Origin of the sequence: Anaplasma phagocytophilum (assembly GCF_023476575.1) — a bacterium.
Classification (GTDB): domain Bacteria; phylum Pseudomonadota; class Alphaproteobacteria; order Rickettsiales; family Anaplasmataceae; genus Anaplasma; species Anaplasma phagocytophilum_A.
Map to the genome: position 1 here is coordinate 1 of NZ_JAHLEX010000125.1, position 2,598 is coordinate 2,598.

A 2,598-nucleotide genomic window follows, 5' to 3' on the forward strand; every position below is an offset into this window, starting at 1 on the left:
GAATACTTCTTGCGCACCAAATTTAGACCACAATACATGCTCAGCACATATCTCCCTCTCTGAATCTGCGTAGCACCTAAAAATGATCCTAAGAACAAAGCAATCGTTGTAAATGGGCAGAAGAACTAATTCTGTATTTGAAAAAATCAGCTGCGTTGTCTCAACCCCTTCACTAGGAAATTTCGCTTCCAAGAGCGAGGTATCATACAGTGCAATCAATATTGAATCTGCCTCTTTACAGTAACCCCGCTGCGTGAAATGCTTACTTATTGCCCAACTCTAGCATAGAAACCTTCTTCACCAAAGGTCTACATTCATACAGAGCAGCGACTTCTTAGATGAAAAAATAGAGGGAAAATACTTCAAACTAAACAGTAACTACCTCTGTAGCTCTACAGCCCCAAACCTCGTAAAGCAACAAACAAAAACTAATAGTAAGGCTGATTCTTCTTAATCCGATATCGTAAAGCCTCTTCCCAAACGTCCCCGTTTGCCAGAAGCTTTTCCTTGTTATACATCAACTCTTCCCTTGTCTCCGTAGAGTATTCAAAGTTAGGCCCCTCAACAATAGCATCAACGGGACACGCCTCCTGACAAAACCCGCAGTATATACACTTCGTCATATCTATGTCGTACCTTGTGGTCCTACGGCTACCATCACTCCTTTCTTCCGCTTCTATCGTTATGGCTTGAGCCGGACAAACGGCCTCACAAAGCTTACAAGCTATACACCTCTCTTCTCCATTTTCATACCTACGCAATGCATGCTCACCACGAAACCTAGTACTCAAAGGCCCCTTCTCATGCGGATACCGCAACGTAACTTTAGGCTTAAACATTGCCAGAAACGTCAAAAAGAAACCGCGTACAGTTGCAGACACCAGCCTTACGACCCTTCTCCCAAACTGCACACAATACAACATTTTATCGCACCTTATGTAAGATTCTATCCGTCCTAATCTTGAACGGAAACCAGCCATCACTACCCTGGAAAGAAAGAACAACTACAAGAGCCTTTCCTATAATGTTATCAATTGGGATATTCCCAACTTCTGTTACAAAGCGACTATCCCTAGAATCATCCCTATTATCACCTAGCACGAAAATATGACCCGGCGGCACCTTATATACAGGAGTATTATCCAATGAACTATTTTCACGCTCATCCAATATCTCATATGACTTGCCATTGTACAAAGTCTCGACATACCGACGCACCGCCCTATCTCCGTCTATGAAATCCCCCACGACTTCATAGTGCATCTCCTTTCCATTTATATACAGATGCCCATTTTTAATCTGTACACTATCCCCGGGAAGACCAATTACCCTTTTTATATAACTAATACTCGGATCCGAAGGCAACCTAAATACCACTACATCACCAGCTTTTGGAGGGGTATATAACACCCTCCCCCTAAGAGTCGGAATCCTAGACAAAATTGGCGAGAGAACCGTGGAATAACGCCCGTAACCGTAGCTGTACTTTCCAACAAATAAATAATCACCCACCAAAAGAGTACTCTTCATTGAACCAGATGGTATATGAAAAGGCTCTATAACGAAACTACGGAAGCAACCAACCGCTACTAACGCTACCAACAATACCTTGATTAACTCGACGACAGCGCTCCTCTTTCCCTTCAGCACTGAACCAAGAGGCGCCCTCTTCTCACAACGAAAAACTGTTCCCACAGCCACAACCAAATTTTACACCAGGGTTATTCACCACGAACCTCGACCCATTCATGTCTTCCACATAGTCTATAGTGGAGTTCTTTAGAAACTTCTTAGAATGACGATCAATCAGCAAAATGGGAGCCCCAGAGTCATCCGAAAGCACAAGATCAGACCCTCCCCGCACTTCATCATGCCCTTCTTCATCCCCCTCTTCTTCATCGTCTTCCTCTATGTCAAACTCTGAGTCATCATCACTATCACTTCTATCAATAAGGCCATCTATCATACTCTCAGTGGTGAACTCATACTTAAACCCAGCACAGCCACCACCCTGCACAGATAACCTAAGCAAAGATGGATGTCCTTCTCTTCCTAAGACAGACTTTATTTTATTGACCGCACCACCAGTTATAGTCAACCCATAACCTTCTATACCGTACATATAATAACCCGTCGCTATACAAAGAGATCCTAATTCTACCACGTATTTTAGGCATGTCAAACAAGGCCGTCATCTCGCATTTTTTATCATTTCCTTTATACAAGCTGAAAGCCTATAACATATGAAATACTAGTATAACTTACCAGTGTATCATACATATTAATTAACTTTTTTATAATCTCACACACAATTAGCTATAAACGCTGCTATTAGACAAACGAAAGCGCCAAAAAACTTACTGGCATTATCTTAGTAGGGATTAAAAAATATCAATCAGATTGATATTTTTTAATCCCTTAACTATCGGCTCTCGAAAGGTCTCAAAATAGCACTTAATACAATGCTACCCAACTATTCATAGTACCGCACACTTTTATTGAATAACATCCCTGATACCGGATGCATCACTGCTTCTATCATAATGTAGGTATATGGCACAGTCTATATTTTCTTGTTGATCATACAGGCTTTATTAC

General features: G+C 41.6%; 4 protein-coding genes. All 4 read right to left on the bottom strand.

Annotated elements, in window-relative coordinates; all coding sequences use genetic code 11:
- On the bottom strand, nt 1-219 hold a 219-nt coding region (locus KPX09_RS04940; RefSeq protein ID WP_249549255.1), incomplete at its 3' end, for a hypothetical protein.
- A 209-nt stretch (nt 220-428) separates the two neighbouring features.
- Entirely contained in the window at nt 429-923 is a 495-nt protein-coding gene (gene nuoI / locus KPX09_RS04945) for an NADH-quinone oxidoreductase subunit NuoI (protein ID WP_275973673.1), read from the bottom strand.
- Nucleotide 924: 1 nt separating this feature from the next.
- Complete coding sequence (gene lepB, locus KPX09_RS04950) at nt 925-1,650, bottom strand: signal peptidase I (RefSeq protein WP_249549258.1); 726 nt, start codon at nt 1,648-1,650, stop codon at nt 925-927.
- Nucleotides 1,651-1,672: 22 nt separating this feature from the next.
- The gene (locus KPX09_RS04955) at nt 1,673-2,122 is read right to left on the bottom strand and encodes a HesB/IscA family protein (protein ID WP_249549256.1); all 450 of its coding nucleotides are present in this window, start codon (nt 2,120-2,122) and stop codon (nt 1,673-1,675) included.
- Nucleotides 2,123-2,598: the final 476 nt, after the last annotated feature.

Excerpts from the sequence above, each read along its gene's own strand:
- nuoI (WP_275973673.1), bottom strand. The coding sequence starts at position 923 with ATGTTGTATTGTGTGCAGTTTGGGAGAAGGGTCGTAAGGCTGGTGTCT.
- KPX09_RS04955 (WP_249549256.1), bottom strand. The coding sequence starts at position 2,122 with ATGTACGGTATAGAAGGTTATGGGTTGACTATAACTGGTGGTGCGGTC.